Origin of the sequence: Xenorhabdus thailandensis (genome assembly GCF_037996785.1) — a bacterium.
Classification (GTDB): Bacteria; Pseudomonadota; Gammaproteobacteria; order Enterobacterales; family Enterobacteriaceae; genus Xenorhabdus; species Xenorhabdus griffiniae.
In genome coordinates this window covers 144,175-159,468 of sequence record NZ_JBBMXF010000012.1, presented here as the reverse complement: position 1 = coordinate 159,468, position 15,294 = coordinate 144,175, and the positions used below count along the sequence as shown (strand labels likewise).

Sequence of the window (15,294 nt, the reverse complement as noted above, 5' to 3'; positions counted from 1 at the left end):
ATAACCTGAAAAGCGCGTTAACGTGACAGAAATCCCAACCTGCCAGATGCAAGACGAAAAACTCTGTCACGGTAGTAATCATCAGGCCAGTATATTTACTGGCCTTTGCATTACATCACCAAACGGCGGATGTCGCTCATCAATTGATTAATATAAGTGATGAAACGTGCACCATCTGCCCCGTCGATCACACGGTGGTCGAAAGACAGAGACATAGGCAGAATCAGGCGCGGAACGAATTCTTTACCATTCCAGACTGGTTTCATGGAAGAACGAGACAGCCCCATGATTGCCACTTCTGGCGCATTCACAATTGGTGCAAAACCGGTAGTACCGATACCACCCAGGCTGGAGATGGTGAAGCAACCACCCTGCATGTCGGAAGCGGTCAGTTTACCAGCACGTGCTTTCTTGGAAACTTCAGCCAGTTCTCTGGACAGTTCCATGATGCCTTTCTTGTTGACGTCCTTGAATACAGGAACAACCAGGCCGTTAGGTGTGTCAACCGCGATACCGATGTTGACATATTTTTTCAGGATCAGCTTCTGGCCATCTTCAGAAATGGAGCTGTTAAAGCGAGGCATTGCTTCCAGCGCCTTCGCAGCAGCTTTCATAACGAACACCAGCGGAGTGATTTTCACGCCCAGCTGTTTCTTCTCAGCTTCTTTGTTCTGTTGCTTACGGAACTCTTCAACTTCAGTGATATCCGCTTCATCGAACAGGTTAACGTGAGGGATCATAACCCAGTTACGGCTGAGGTTAGCACCAGAAATTTTCTGGATGCGGCTCATTTCAACTTCTTCGATTTCACCGAATTTGCTGAAATCAACTTTTGGCCAAGGCAACATACCTGGCAGACCGCCACCCGCAGCAGCTGGCGCTGCTTCTGCACGTTTAATCGCCTCTTTCACATAAGCCTGAACGTCTTCGCGCAGGATGCGACCCTTACGGCCAGTTCCTTTTACTTTAGCCAGATTTACGCCAAATTCACGAGCCAGACGACGAATAACAGGAGTCGCGTGAACGTAAGCGTCATTTTCGGCAAACTCATTTTTGCCTTCTGCGGGTTTGCTTGCTGCTGGCGCTGGTGCTGCTTTCGCAGGTTCAGCCGCAGGAGCTGGAGCCGCTGCAGGCGCAGGGGCTGCACCCGCAACTTCAAATACCATGATCAGAGAACCGGTTTTAACTTTATCGCCAGTAGCGATTTTGATCTCCTTCACTGTACCCGCGAATGGTGCAGGAACTTCCATTGACGCCTTGTCACCTTCAACTGTGATCAGTGACTGCTCTTCAGCAATGGTATCGCCCACTTTTACCATGATTTCGGTTACTTCAACTTCGTCACCACCGATATCAGGTACGTTCACTTCTTTTGCCGCAGAAGCCACAGGCGCTGCTGCTGGAGCCGCTACCAGTGCGGGCGCTGCGCCAGAACCTGCCACTTCAAATACCATGATCAGAGAACCGGTTTTAACTTTATCGCCAGTAGCGATTTTGATCTCTTTCACCGTACCTGCGAATGGTGCAGGAACTTCCATTGACGCCTTGTCACCTTCAACCGTGATCAGTGATTGCTCTTCAGTAACCGTATCACCTACTTTTACCATGATTTCGGTCACTTCAACTTCGTCACCACCGATATCTGGCACATTCACTTCTTTGCTTTCTACTGCTGCTGGTGCGGCCGCGACTGGCTGTGCAGGTGCAGCTTCTGCTGCACCATTGGCGGATTCAAAAACCATAATCAGTTTGCCAGTTTCAACTTTATCGCCAACCGCAACTTTGATTTCTTTAACTACACCCGCCTGTGGAGAAGGGACTTCCATAGACGCTTTGTCACCTTCAACCGTGATCAGTGACTGTTCTGCTTCTACTGTGTCACCAACTTTCACCAGAATCTCGGTAACTTCAACTTCATCTGCACCAATATCAGGTACGTTAATTTCGATAGACATTAATCTTTACCTCTTATGCCAGACGTGGGTTAACTTTTTCTGGGTTGATGTTGTATTTCTTGATAGCTTCTTCAACAACTTTCACATCAACTTCGCCACGTTTAGCCAGTTCACCCAGAGCTGCAACAACCACATAAGAAGCATCAACTTCAAAGTGATGACGCAGGTTTTCACGGCTGTCAGAACGACCAAAACCGTCAGTACCCAATACACGATAGTCGCTTGCAGGAACGAAGTTACGTACTTGCTCTGCAAACAGTTTCATATAGTCAGTAGAAGCAACAGCCGGAGCATCGTTCATGATCTGAGCAATATAAGGAACACGAGGTTCTTCTGATGGGTGCAGCATGTTCCAACGCTCACAATCCTGACCATCACGAGCCAGTTCAGTGAAGGAGGTTACGCTGTATACATCGGAACCGATGCCGTATTCAGCAGACAGGATCTTCGCTGCTTCACGAACGTGACGCAGGATAGAACCAGAGCCCAGCAACTGAACTTTACCTTTCGCACCGTCCAGGCTTTCCAGCTTGTAGATACCTTTACGGATGCCTTCTTCAGCACCTTCCGGCATGGCTGGCATGTGATAGTTTTCGTTCAGAGTGGTGATGTAGTAGTAGATGTTCTCTTGTTTCTCACCATACATACGCTCCAAACCATCTTGCATGATAACAGCAACTTCAAAAGCGAATGCTGGATCGTAAGAGATACAGTTAGGAATAGTCAGGGACTGAATATGGCTGTGACCATCTTCATGCTGCAAACCTTCCCCGTTCAGCGTTGTACGGCCAGAAGTACCACCAACCAGGAAGCCACGAGCTTGCTGGTCACCTGCCGCCCAGCACAGATCACCGATACGCTGGAATCCGAACATGGAATAGTAGATGTAGAATGGGATCATTGGCAGGTTGTTGGTGCTGTAAGAAGTTGCAGCAGCCAGCCAAGATGAAGCAGCGCCCAGTTCGTTGATACCTTCTTGCAGGATCTGACCTTTTGCGTCTTCTTTATAGTATGCAACTTGCTCACGGTCTTGCGGAGTATACTGCTGACCATTAGGGCTGTAGATACCGATTTGACGGAACAGACCTTCCATACCGAAAGTACGTGCTTCGTCAGCAATAATTGGAACCAGACGATCTTTGATTGACTTGTTCTTTAGCATGACGTTCAGTGCACGAACGAAAGCGATAGTGGTAGAAATTTCTTTGGATTGTTCTTCCAGCAGCGAGCTGAATTCTTCCAGTGCTGGGATTTCCAATTTCTCGTCAAAGTTAACGCGACGGCTTGGTACATAACCACCCAGTGCGTTACGACGCTCATGCAGATATTTAGATTCTTCAGAATCTTTGTCGAAAGTGACGTATGGCAAGTTTTCGATCTGCTCATCAGCGACAGGCACATTGAAACGATCACGGAACTGACGAACGCCTTCCATGTTCATTTTCTTAACCTGGTGAGCAATGTTCTTACCTTCAGCGGTATCACCCATACCGTAACCTTTAATGGTCTGAGCCAAGATTACAGTTGGTTTGCCAGTGGTATCCTGTGCTTTTTTCAGTGCAGCATAAACTTTCTTCGGATCGTGACCACCACGGTTCAAAGCCCAAATTTCATCATCAGTCATATCTTTGACTAATGCAGCAGTTTCTGGGTAACGACCGAAGAAGTGTTCACGAACATAAGCGCCATCTTTAGACTTAAATGTCTGATAGTCACCATCCAACGTTTCGTTCATCAGTTGAACCAGTTTACCGCTGGTATCTTTACGCAGCAGTTCGTCCCAACGCTCACCCCACAGGACTTTCAGTACCTGCCAGCCAGCGCCGTCGAAGATACCTTCCAGTTCGTTAACAATTTTGCCGTTACCGGTTACTGGGCCATCCAGACGCTGCAAGTTACAGTTGATGATAAATACCAGGTTATCCAGTTTTTCACGAGTTGCGATAGTAATCGCACCTTTAGATTCTGGCTCATCCATTTCACCGTCGCCCAGGAAAGCGTAAACGGTTTGTTTAGAGGTATCTTTCAGACCACGATTTTCCAGGTATTTAAGGAACTTAGCCTGATAAATAGCAGAAATTGGCCCCAGCCCCATTGAAACAGTTGGGAACTGCCAGAAGTCAGGCATCAATTTTGGATGTGGGTAAGAAGACAAGCCATTACCACCGATTTCTTGACGGAAGTTATTCATCTGCTCTTCAGTCAAACGGCCTTCAAGGAATGCACGGGCGTAAACGCCTGGAGAAATGTGGCCCTGGAAGTATACCAAGTCACCACCATCATTTTCGTTACGAGCACGGAAGAAGTGGTTAAAACAAACGTCATAAACAGTCGCGGAAGACTGGAATGAAGCCATGTGACCACCCAGTTCCAGATCTTTTTTGGATGCACGCAGAACAGCCATCACCGCATTCCAGCGAATAGCAGAGCGGATTCGGCGCTCTAAATCCAGGTTGCCAGGGTAAGCAGGCTCATCCTCAACAGGAATAGTGTTGATGTAATCACGGCTTGCAGTACCTGCAGCAACGTTAACGCCACCTTTACGAGCTTCATTCAAAACCTGATCAATCAGGAACTGAGCGCGCTCAACACCTTCTTCACGGATGACCGATTCGATCGCCTGTAACCAATCGCGAGTTTCGATCGGATCCACGTCATTTTTCAAAATATCTGACATGGTGTATTCCTTATCTGTTATCTATTTCTAATGGTTATTGGAGCCTATCTTCTGGTCATACCTTTTGACGAAACTGCCTGTTATGACCGGAAGATAGGCCCTGCTATATATTGCCGCTAAAACTCTTGATAAAGAGTTGACAACTGTACAAACGCAGCAGTCAAGATCTGTACAGTTAAGTTAGAACCTACCCCATTCGGGAATGTGATTTGTCTACGATGCCCTAAGGGACAGGCTCTTATTCCTGATGTTGCTGGAGCCGCCTCAATGAACGCTCACGACGAGTGCGTTCACGAGTCAGATCCAATAAAACTTCTTCAATAAAAGCTAAATGGCGATGAGATGCCTCACGGGCTTTTTCCGGTTCTCTCGCCATGATAGAACGAAAAATTTCAGCCCTATGGTCACTAACCGCTGCCAACATCTCTTTACGGGTATAAATGACTTCAAAATTGCGCCTGATATTTTGTTCTAACATTGGGATCATACAGCGCAATAAATGTAGCAATACCACATTATGGGCAGCTTCCGTGACAACAAGTTGGTATTGCAAGACAGCATCAGATTCCGCATTCACATCACCACTTTGTTGCGCTTCTTGAATGGCAAGATGGCTTTGCTCAATGCGTTGGAAATCCTCATCAGTTCCTCTAAGCGCTGCATAATAAGCAGCAATCCCCTCTAACGCATGGCGTGCCTCAAGGAGATCGAACTGGGATTCTTGATTCTCTGCAATAAGTTGGGCAAGTGGATCGCTGAAACTTTGCCACAGATTGTTCTGTACGAAAGTTCCGCCCCCTTGACGACGGAAAAGAAAGCCTTTGGCTTCCAATTTTTGAATGGCTTCGCGCAATGAAGGACGTGATACTTCAAACTGCTTTGCTAGCTCACGCTCAGGCAGCAGTTTTTCTCCCGGGCGTAGCGAGCCTTCGAGAATGAGCTGTTCAAGACGTTGCTCAATCACATCTGATAACTTTGGTTGGCGAATCTTGCTATAGGCCATATCTGCGGTAAGCCATTCAATAAGTAAATGTTGCTTTGGACTATGCCTTATTCAACTAAGCCTTTCTGGCTAAATCTTAGCCATTAAACCCTAGTTAGCAGGTCAAAGTCAATTGGTAATACCAATTTAGAATACAGGGTCTTAAAGTAACAAAGTATTCACTAGCTGTCTATAAAGACCTTGGGCTAAATCATAAAAATCTGCAAATTTTAACAAAAAATTTTAAATTTTATTAGAAAATTATAACCAAAGAGGATTGTGAGATGAGAATTATTAGGGAGATTTAACGTTTTTTAAACGTATATACCAAAAAGATAAAGGGCATACAGTCACTCAAACAGCCCTCTATCTTTCTTGTTTATCAAACTAAGGTCCCATAAATCGTTAACAGTGCGACAATAATCACGATAGTAAAGGTCGCTTTTTTCGCTAACGTTACAGCAACAACAGGCGTTTCTATCGGGTCAAGATGGGGTTCTTTACTTAATGCGAATTGTGCTAATTGACTAACGACCTTATATTGTGATGAGCGAAAATCAGTGAGTGATGCAACCCAGGCTGGCAAAGCTTTCTCTCCATGTCCTAACAAAGCATAGGCAATACCAGCTAAACGTGCAGGAAGCCAATCCAGCCAATGCAGTATGCCGTCAACACCAGATTGTGCTCTCTGCACCGCCGTCGCGTGCTGGGCCAACCAACTTTGATAAGCTCTGAGGCAACCATATCCCATTAAAACCGCCGGACCGAATTTACCCAATACAGCCAGCCAAAAAATAGGGGCAAGATAATAACGGAAATTTATCCAAATCAATGAATTCTGTATCTCACGTAATCGCTCTTCTTTTGTGGTATCAGGTAATGTGCCCTGAATCATCGTCAGACGAGCAAGATACTTTTTCTGCTGTCCAACATCATCCTGACGCACTGCCTGGAGATATCCACGGTAATCATGCCGCAATCTGCCTGCACCAATACATAACAGACTGATTATGATACCCAGCACAATCGCGAGAATACCAAAAGCAACAGAGCTAGAAATATCAATCAGCTTCCATGTCAATAAAGCGACCAGAAAGGTCATGCCCAAACTACCCCATAGTGAATGTGACTTGAGTCTGGCAAAAGCTGGGGCTAAGTAGCGTTCCAGTTGCCAGTGATCCCTCATCTTAAAAACACGTTCCCATGCCAGTATTAACAATAGAATAAAGAGAGTCATCCAACTCGCTCCTTCAATAATTGACGGTAATGTTCCCAATAAAAGTAAGGCCCAGGATCAGTTTTCCTTCCTGGCGCGATATCGCTGTGTCCTGTAATATTGTCACGAATATCAGGATATTGGCTAATAAGCAGCTCAGTAACTTCCGCTAATTGAGTATACTGAATTTCAGTAAACTCCTCATAATCTGTGCCTTCCAGTTCAATACCTATCGAAAAATCATTACATTTCTCACGGTCACAGTAGCAGGAAACGCCAGCATGCCAAGCTCTTTTATTGAAAGGAACATATTGTACAATCTCACCATCACGCCGGATTAAGCAGTGGGCAGAAACACGTAAGTGCTTAATTTCCTCAAAAAAAGGATCGGCTTTAGGATCTAATGTTCCCATAAATAATTGATCAATATAAGGACCACCAAATTTGCCAGGAGGTAAACTGATGTTATGAATAACCAATAATGCTGGTGTTTCCCCTTCTGGGCGCAGATCACAATGTGGGGAAATAGCCTTTCTCGCACCATCAATCCACCCTTCATGCAGCTTCATTCTTTTACCTCCCCTCTTAATATTTCATATCACTTTGCCAAAATCACCATTCCAATATGGCCAATATCGATCATCTTCATTAAGTAATACTATGGATTAAAGTGTAATAGGTTAGCATGTTAGCACCTTCAATCGGCCAATATATCTGCTGTTCTCTTTATTACGAATAGCCTCGAAAAATTTGTGCAAAAAAATGTAACATAAAATTATTTTTTCGAGCCGACTTCATAAAATTTATTTACGATATTTTATTTTTCTCTTTTTCTCCATGATTATTGGCACCGACACCCAATAGATTGAAACTTAAAAAATAAAGGGAATATCAGCTATTAAACATGGCAATCAAGCCGGATATCTATACAAGGAGAAAAAATGAAGCAACAAGGATTTACATTGATTGAAGTGATGGTTGTTATGGCTATCGTATCTATTCTCGGTGCAATTGCCATTCCCAGTTATCAAGGTTATATCCAAAAAGCCGCATTAACCGATATGCTACAAGCTATTGTACCTTATAAATCTGGCGTAGAGCTGTGTCGCTTCGAGGCTAAAAATTACAAAGATTGCCACTCCGGTCATCCCTCCATTCCATCAGGCCACAATAGCCGCTATATCAGCACCATCTCAGTAAAAGAGGGGGAGATAACGATAGTGGGCGAACAAAACCTGAATGGACTCACTGCTTCGTTAAAACCTATTCAAGATACAAAGACTGGTTTCACTCAATGGAACACGATTTGTGAATCTGAAAATGAATCGTTAAAACTAAAATGTCAGGAAACCTTGAAATTTTAGTTTCTCATTTTCATTCCTGACAAGAGCTAAATTGAAGAGAAAACAATTAAATCCCGCCAATATTAAAGGAATAAAGATAATGATAAATAAGGATAACCTCTTAATGGAAAAAGAAATAAAAGAACTGTGTCAACGACATCAAGCCATTATTATAAAGAAAGACTTCCATACGATCACAATTGCTTGTAGTGAATCACCTAATGAGGATTTCATTGCGGCGCTAAGATTTATTTCAGGTTTAATCGTTAATGTCGATATTTGGCCACAAGCAAAAATAGAATCGATGTTGACAGAAGAAAATTCATTAATATCAGCAAAAAATTACTGCTCAGAAAATGATGAAGAGGAACCGTACCGTATAGATCGCCTTGATAGCAGTTATGCTCATTACCATGCTGCATTACAAACCAATAATCTTCATGATGAGGAAATAGACACACCGGTTATCCAATTAATTAATCAAACGATATTAACTGCAATACAAAAAAGAGCTTCAGATATTCACTTTGAGCCATCTCAACGGGGCTATCAAATACGTATTCGAGTTGATGGTACATTGCATACCATGCAAGCGCCCCCCTCTCAAATGAATGCGAGTATTCCTGCTCGTTTAAAAATCATGGCAAAACTCAATATCGCTGAAAAACGCCAGCCACAAGATGGGCAATTTGACTGGAGTGACAATAAAAACAGTTATGCGATTCGTATATCAACATTACCCACATTATATGGGGAAAAAATAGTCCTGCGTATTTTAAATACCATCCATCAACTATCTCTGGAACAATTAGGATTGCCTGAACCACAATTACAACTTTTAAAACAGAAACTGCATTTACCACAAGGGATGATTTTAGTCACTGGCCCAACTGGCAGCGGGAAGACTGTCACACTGTATAGCTGCCTGCAATATTTAAACCAAGCTCAAAAGAATATCTGTAGTGTCGAAGATCCTGTCGAAATTCCTTTAAATGGCATCAACCAAACGCCTGTTAATAACAAGATTGGTCTCGATTTTGCCAAAGTCCTCAGAGCGTTATTACGACAAGATCCCGATATCATTATGGTTGGTGAGATCCGTGACAATGAAACTGCTGAAATATCAATGAAAGCAGCTCAAACAGGCCATTTGGTTTTATCAACTCTGCATACCAATTCTACTATTGATACGTTATCTCGCCTGCATAATCTGGGAATTTCTGGCTATATCACCGCCTCATGTGTGAAATTGATTATTGCACAGCGACTGGTTCGTAAACTTTGTCCCCAATGTCGACAACAAGACAGTATACCTACAGTGATCCCTAATATTACTGGTTCAAAATCTATAAAAAAATGGAATGCGGTCGGTTGTGATCACTGTTTTTCTGGCTATTACGGCAGAACTGCCATATATGAATTTCTCGAAATCAAACCTGAACTCCAGCAAGCCCTGTCTGAGTGTTCTAATACCAGCCTCTCACATTTACTTGCCTCACAACAAAATGTAACGCTTTTTTCGGCAGGGCTGACATTAGCAGAAGCAGGAATAACCACGCTTGAAGAAATTTATCAGATTACAGGCCATGAGACAGTATGAAAATAGAATATATTTACCAATGGCAGGCAATTAACAAGCACGGAAAAGCCATAACAGGGGAGAGTATTGGACACAGTAAAAAAGTGTATTTCAATACCTCAGCCATCTTGATCTTCAGCCCTATTCCATTAAGTGTAAAAAAATTATTTATTACAGCAAAAAAGAAATGGCTTATCGCCTGCATTTTATTCACCAGTTAAGTACATTGCTGACTTCAGGCATCCCTCTACTCAAGGGACTGATTATTTTACTGCAAGAATGCAAATATGATCTCTGGCGATGTGTCTTGGCAGATATAATTCAGAAAATTCGTCAAGGAGAGGCATTCTCTGCAACACTCGAACACTATCCTAAGTTATTTCCTCCCTTGTTTTGCCAACTTATCGCAGTCGGAGAACAAACCGGCCAGCTTGAAAACTGCTGCCAATTAATCATTGATCGGTTGGAGCAACAAAATAGGTTAAGTAAGAAAATTCAAAAAGCTTATCACTATCCCTTGATAGTCGCTCTTGTGAGCTTTTTGGTTATTATTATGATGTTGATTTTTGTTGACCAGAGTTTCGACAAGTCTATTCCTCACTAAATGCTACCCTGCCTTTGTTAACTCAGTGGGTTCTATCAGGTTCTGATTTATTGATCCACCATGGCATATTAATATTGTTAGTAACATTTATATTATTAACCAGTTACCTATGGCTACGTCACCGTTTTCCCATTTTTAAAGTAAAAGAAAAAATGCTCTTCCTGAGACTCCCTATTTTCAGACAACTCATAATTTACCAACAAACTAATCAAATATTTCATATTCTTTTTATGACACAGAAAGCGGGATTAACTTTAATAGCAGGGCTTGAATGTGCCCTCAGTGCAACTCAGCATCCTGTTTTTATCGCTGGCGTGAAAAACTTGCACAGACATATTCAACAAGGCACTCCAATGAGTAACGCATTAAAACAAACAGCCTATTTCCCTGCGTTATGTCAACAATTTGTCATGATAGGCGAAGAATCTGGAGAATTAGAATTATTTCTCTTCAATCTCGCAAAGTGGTATCAAGAAAAATCAATCAACCTTGCTGATAGTTTGGTTCAATCATTAGAACCTTTGTTAATGTTAATAATGGCCTTAATTGTCGGTTTATTATTACTGGCTATGTACCTGCCTATTTTTCAATTAGGTACAATATTAACTTAACAAGCTATTTACATGTTCCATTATCTTTTTTCAAAGCTACAAAAGCAGGAATTATAGGCGTTTGTTTATAGCTCATCAGCTTCCCTTGAGTTACAATTTGATTATGCTATCAGAGATATTTAAAGGGATAGAATGACTTATATTGTTGCACTTACGGGTGGAATTGGTAGTGGTAAAACGACTATCTCTAATGTATTTTCATCCCTTGGTGTCCCGCTTGTTGATGCAGATATTATCGCCAGAGAAGTTGCAGCTCCTGGCACCCCCGCACTACAAGCCATCATAGCGCACTTTGGGGTCGATATATTATTGCCTGATGGCAGCCTTAATCGCGCAATGTTGCGCCAGAAAATTTTTGCTGCCCCAGAAGAGAAACAGTGGCTCAATGCACTTTTACATCCACTAATCCAAATAGAAACACAACGGCAATTAAACCAAGTGACTGCTCCCTATGTCATCTGGGTCGTTCCTTTACTCATTGAAAACAATTTAATGCATTTGGCAGATCGTGTTTTAGTTGTTGATATCCCAGTTGAAGTACAGATTACCCGAACCATGGCTCGTGATGGAATAAACCGTGAGCAAGTAGAAAATATTCTGGCTGCACAGGCCAGCCGTCAGGACAGACTGGAAAAAGCAGATGATGTCATCGTTAACCACAACAGTGAACAGGATATTACCTCTCGTGTGGCCGAACTACATCAACAGTATTTAAAACAAGCAAAATCAGTCAGACAGGAAAACCATAATGAGTGATGCACCATCCACTATTATTTTTGAACATCCACTCAATGAAAAAATGCGTTCATGGTTGAGGATTGAGTCTTCAATGCAACAGTTGGAAAAACAACGTCATCTGAATTCTCAGGCGAGTAGCCTTTCGTTTTTCCGTACAATTGCCGAATTAATCGAGATCATGGAACGCGGTGAAGTCCGCTCTGAGATATTGAAAGAGCTGGATCGCCAACAGGCGAAATTAAAACAATGGCTCGGCGCTCCGAATGCCGATACAGCTATGATCCATAGTTTGACAGAGCAACTTAAAGAACGCAGTATTGCCTTGAACCAAGCGCCACGGCTTAACCAATTTATTAAAGAAGATCGTATTATCAGCATGGTACGTCAACGTCTCAGCATCCCTGGAGGATGTTGTAGTTTTGACTTGCCAACATTACACCTGTGGCTGCATTTACCACAAACTGTCAGGGATAAATCCGTTACAGCCTGGCTGGACAGCCTTCGTCCGTTACAACAAGCCCTGGAAAGTATTCTGGAACTCATACGCCACTCCGCCGCTTTCACCCCCAAAATCAGCCATAACGGATTTTATCAGGGGAATGCCGATGAAGCCGATTTATTGAGATTAAAATTGGACGTGGTACCAGATACATTAGTTTACCCACAAGTCTCCGGCTACAAGACACGTTTCGCCATCCGTTTTTTACCAATGGATAGTGAGCATGGTGTTGTACCTGCCCATTTGTCATTTGAATTGGCCTGCTGTTAACATGGACCCAATAAATTTCGAGTTGCAGCACGACATTAAGGGGATAAATTCCCAATAGCATGGCTCATTCTGTATTTATATCACTCTGAATTTATAAATACATATCTGAAACAATGAGTTAAAACAAAAAAGCTGCAAGGTGAAAATGGAAGGTATGACCTTCAAATCAAGTGGGAGAAAGTATTATGTCTGAAGTATTGACTGTCGAATGTCCAACGTGTGGCAACATGGTAGTATGGGGAGAAATTAGTCCATATCGCCCATTTTGCAGCAAACGTTGCCAATTAATCGACTTAGGGGAATGGGCCAGCGAAGAAAAACGAATAGCAAGCCAAAGTGACAGTTCAGAAAATGATAACTGGAGCGAACAGCCCGAACAATATAAGTAATATCACGTAACGTATGTTATAGCGGTGCCCGTTTTATTTGGCGCCGCTTATATTGAATGAGTTAACTCCCCTAATTAATTAAAAATCCTTTAGCAGGAGCCGTTTCGGGTTAAGAAACTGACAATACTGCGGTTTGCTGGAGGAAATTCATCAGCAATTAATTCTGATTGTAAAACCCAACGGGAAGGTTGCCCTTCTTTACCAAACGGCTCATCTTCCCATTCATCAACCAGGAAAAAATCAAGGGTGATACTTCTATCAGGAAACTCGTGTTTGATGGTGTCAATTAATTCACAATGCGTTACTGTGATCCCAACTTCTTCCTTTAATTCTCTAACCAATGCTTGTTCAGGTGTTTCTCCCTGTTCAAGTTTTCCTCCGGGAAACTCCCAAAAACCGCCCATATGTGAATCAGCCCTACGCTGAGTGATAAAAATTTCATCATTGCTATTTTTAATAATACCTGCTGCAATATGCAGATGTTTTTTTTCCATAATCGCTTTTCTTACCGTCTATTCTTCAACTTAAGTAACTCTCCCTTGCAGGTTACATTAGAATGAGTTTAAGCCGCAAATTTGTATTTCATGCAAAGTGATATCGCTTTTTATTACCAATTACTTCCCTGGAAAAAACAAATCATGTGAAAACAAGCTGTAAACAGTGTCTGAAATTAACCTACAAATAGCTTGAAATGACTATTTTAAACATTAAGGAAGCACGGTTTATGCTAAATGATGTTCAATCATTGATTGAAGCACGGCAAATCGCCTATCAATTTTCTGGTGAAACAACTCCCCTATTTTCTGGTATCGATATATTTTTAAATGCAGGACAACATGCATTAGTTGGGCGCAATGGTATTGGTAAATCCTGGCTGGCATCAATACTGGCACAGCAGATCCTTCCCACAGAAGGTAGTGTAAAACACTTTTGTGAGGTGGGTTATTTATCACAAGGTTTAACACCTTTTTCCGGCAATACCGCGGATCTGCTGGGATTAACCGAAATCATGAGTGCCAATGAACGGATCTTGGCAGGAGTTGGTGATGAAACAGATTTTGATGTTATGGAAGGAAACTGGGACTGGCAATTTCAAACTGAGTCTCTACTGGCAGAAGGTGAATTCAATCCCAGCGTATTAAATCAACCTCTTAGTTCTTTGAGCGGTGGAGAACAAACACGGATCAGGTTGTTGGCACTGAAACGTCAAGGTGCAGGTTTTATGATTCTGGATGAACCAAGCAATCACCTTGACCGACAAGGCCGCCTTTGGCTGGCTCAGTGGTTAAGTGCTTTTGATGGCGGAGTTCTGCTGATTACCCATGATACCCAACTATTACAGCATGTATCGATTGTTTACGAACTCAGCGGATTAGGATTATCCCGCAGTATCGGAGGATGGGAAACCTGGCTGGAAAGTAAAGAACAACTACGGCTGGGTATTCAACGTGAAGTGGATCAAACCAGAAAAAGCCTAAAACAAGCCTTACGTGATAAGCAAAAAGATCGTGAGAAAACCAGCAAAAGGCAAAGTCAGGGTAAGCAACGGCGGGAAAATGCCAATCAGGCTAAAATCCTTCTTGATCACGCATTAGGACGCTCAGAAGCAACATTATCACGGATAGCAAAACAGAATGAAGAACGATTACAACGTAGCTCTTCATTAGCCACAGAGGCCAGAACAAAACTCGAAATTATCGATCCACTGTCAATCGCTGTTGCGACTCCACAAACAGCAACTTCTCCGTTACTTTACCTTCAGGATGTCATTCTGCCCTTTGGCTCCGATACACCCATCAGTTTAACCATTAATAATGGTGATCGCCTCGCTATCACAGGTAAAAATGGCAGCGGAAAATCCACCTTATTAAAGGTAATGGCAGGTTTACTAGAGCCGAAACAGGGTATCTGTCGTATCACTCTTTCACACAGTCTGATGGATCAACATTTTTCGTTCCTGGATAAAAACCAATCCGCGTTACATAACTTCCAATTACAATCACCAGGCTGGACAGAAGATCGTTACCGTACTCGGTTGGCACAATTGCGTATTCGCGGTGAGGAGGCTTTGAAACCTGTCAGTTATCTCAGTGGAGGAGAACAACTTAAAGTCGCGCTAGCTTGCCTGTTTTGCGGACCATATGCACCTGCCCTGCTGTTATTGGATGAACCAGATAATCATCTGGATATTGAATCACGTGAGCTACTGCAAAAAGCGCTACATGATTATACAGGAGCAATGGTACTTATTTCTCACGACAATAAGTTCATTGAAAATGTAGGTAATATGCAGGAACTAGTCTTATGACAAAACCCTCAAATCTATTGCTTAAGCAAATTTCATTGCAGAATAAGATCTAAGGGTTTTCGATAAATTAACCCGTGCCAATTCACCATTGGCACGGATTTCTTGCTGATAAACTCACTCTAC

General features: G+C 42.6%; 15 protein-coding genes. 9 read left to right on the top strand and 6 right to left on the bottom strand.

All coding sequences use genetic code 11. From position 1 onward, the window contains the following. Positions 1-110: 110 nt before the first annotated feature. The 5 genes from aceF to ampD all read right to left on the bottom strand — a co-directional run bounded on the left by aceF (position 111) and on the right by ampD (position 7,399). Entirely contained in the window at positions 111-1,955 is a 1,845-nt protein-coding gene (gene aceF, locus AAC853_RS10970) for a pyruvate dehydrogenase complex dihydrolipoyllysine-residue acetyltransferase (protein WP_340614583.1), read from the bottom strand. Between the two features lie 13 nt (positions 1,956-1,968). Beyond that, positions 1,969-4,632 (bottom strand): pyruvate dehydrogenase (acetyl-transferring), homodimeric type, encoded by a 2,664-nt coding sequence (gene aceE / locus AAC853_RS10965; protein ID WP_340614582.1) that lies wholly within the window; start codon positions 4,630-4,632, stop codon positions 1,969-1,971. Between the two features lie 238 nt (positions 4,633-4,870). Further along, positions 4,871-5,635: a pyruvate dehydrogenase complex transcriptional repressor PdhR gene (gene pdhR / locus AAC853_RS10960; RefSeq protein ID WP_099131626.1), complete on the bottom strand. Its 765-nt coding sequence runs from the start codon at positions 5,633-5,635 to the stop codon at positions 4,871-4,873. A gap of 361 nt (positions 5,636-5,996) precedes the next feature. Continuing rightward, entirely contained in the window at positions 5,997-6,851 is an 855-nt protein-coding gene (ampE, locus tag AAC853_RS10955; protein WP_338884736.1) for a beta-lactamase regulator AmpE, read from the bottom strand. Then, a complete protein-coding gene (ampD, locus tag AAC853_RS10950) occupies positions 6,848-7,399 on the bottom strand; it encodes a 1,6-anhydro-N-acetylmuramyl-L-alanine amidase AmpD (RefSeq protein WP_338884734.1) in 552 nt (183 codons plus the stop codon). The genes ampE and ampD overlap by 4 nt, the downstream gene beginning before the upstream one ends. Positions 7,400-7,771: 372 nt before the next feature. Between ampD and ppdD the strand changes: the two genes are divergently transcribed. The 8 genes from ppdD (at position 7,772) to yacG (ending at position 12,863) form a co-directional block, all read left to right on the top strand. Next, the gene (ppdD, locus tag AAC853_RS10945; RefSeq protein WP_340614581.1) at positions 7,772-8,194 is read left to right on the top strand and encodes a prepilin peptidase-dependent pilin; all 423 of its coding nucleotides are present in this window, start codon (positions 7,772-7,774) and stop codon (positions 8,192-8,194) included. 79 nt (positions 8,195-8,273) lie between these two features. Next, on the top strand, positions 8,274-9,773 hold the full coding sequence (gene gspE / locus AAC853_RS10940) for a type II secretion system protein GspE (RefSeq protein ID WP_340614580.1): 1,500 nt from the start codon (positions 8,274-8,276) through the stop codon (positions 9,771-9,773). Beyond that, positions 9,770-9,973, top strand: coding sequence for a hypothetical protein (locus tag AAC853_RS10935; protein WP_340614579.1), 204 nt, complete (start codon positions 9,770-9,772; stop codon positions 9,971-9,973). The genes gspE and AAC853_RS10935 overlap by 4 nt, the downstream gene beginning before the upstream one ends. Beyond that, complete coding sequence (locus tag AAC853_RS10930) at positions 9,940-10,356, top strand: type II secretion system F family protein (RefSeq protein WP_340614578.1); 417 nt, start codon at positions 9,940-9,942, stop codon at positions 10,354-10,356. The genes AAC853_RS10935 and AAC853_RS10930 overlap by 34 nt, the downstream gene beginning before the upstream one ends. Before the next feature lie 74 nt (positions 10,357-10,430). After that, positions 10,431-10,967 (top strand): type II secretion system F family protein, encoded by a 537-nt coding sequence (locus AAC853_RS10925; protein WP_340614577.1) that lies wholly within the window; start codon positions 10,431-10,433, stop codon positions 10,965-10,967. Positions 10,968-11,099: 132 nt separating this feature from the next. Next, a complete protein-coding gene (gene coaE / locus AAC853_RS10920; RefSeq protein WP_340614576.1) occupies positions 11,100-11,723 on the top strand; it encodes a dephospho-CoA kinase in 624 nt (207 codons plus the stop codon). After that, a complete protein-coding gene (gene zapD / locus AAC853_RS10915) occupies positions 11,716-12,474 on the top strand; it encodes a cell division protein ZapD (protein WP_340614575.1) in 759 nt (252 codons plus the stop codon). The genes coaE and zapD overlap by 8 nt, the downstream gene beginning before the upstream one ends. Positions 12,475-12,659: 185 nt before the next feature. Next, positions 12,660-12,863, top strand: coding sequence for a DNA gyrase inhibitor YacG (yacG, locus tag AAC853_RS10910; protein WP_338884724.1), 204 nt, complete (start codon positions 12,660-12,662; stop codon positions 12,861-12,863). Positions 12,864-12,952: 89 nt separating this feature from the next. Here the strand turns inward: yacG and mutT are convergent, their stop codons facing one another. Then, the gene (mutT, locus tag AAC853_RS10905) at positions 12,953-13,357 is read right to left on the bottom strand and encodes an 8-oxo-dGTP diphosphatase MutT (RefSeq protein WP_338884721.1); all 405 of its coding nucleotides are present in this window, start codon (positions 13,355-13,357) and stop codon (positions 12,953-12,955) included. 230 nt (positions 13,358-13,587) lie between these two features. Here mutT and AAC853_RS10900 point away from each other — a divergent pair, with 230 nt between their 5' ends. Then, a complete protein-coding gene (locus AAC853_RS10900; protein WP_340614574.1) occupies positions 13,588-15,171 on the top strand; it encodes an ABC-F family ATP-binding cassette domain-containing protein in 1,584 nt (527 codons plus the stop codon). Positions 15,172-15,294: the final 123 nt, after the last annotated feature.